A 276-nucleotide genomic window follows, 5' to 3' on the forward strand; every position below is an offset into this window, starting at 1 on the left:
GCTGGACCTTGAAGACGCGGCATTAAAACTACTCGCCGCCGAGCTTAAAAAGGTATGCGGCTGTGGTGGCGCGATTAAAGACGGCGTTATCGAGATCCAGGGGGATAAACGCGATCAAATCAAAGCCCACCTTGAGAAAAAAGGCCACACCGTCAAACTCGCCGGTGGATAAAAAACGGGCAGCGTATGCTGCCCATTGTCAGTGATTTGTCGTACAGCATGCTGACTAAGGATTACTCTCCGGATCAATCAACAAGTCAAAGCGCTCATTACCGT

At 50.4% G+C, this 276-nt stretch carries 1 protein-coding gene; it reads left to right on the forward strand.

The window, feature by feature from the left end:
• The first annotated feature begins 1 nt into the window (after position 1).
• Positions 2-172 carry an SUI1 family translation initiation factor gene (locus tag V0R37_RS22125; protein ID WP_420376562.1) on the forward strand — a complete coding sequence of 57 codons (171 nt, stop codon included), beginning with the start codon at positions 2-4 and terminating at the stop codon, positions 170-172.
• Positions 173-276: the final 104 nt, after the last annotated feature.

The organism is Pollutimonas rozaliensis, assembly GCF_048751585.1.
Taxonomy (GTDB): Bacteria; Pseudomonadota; Gammaproteobacteria; order Burkholderiales; family Burkholderiaceae_B.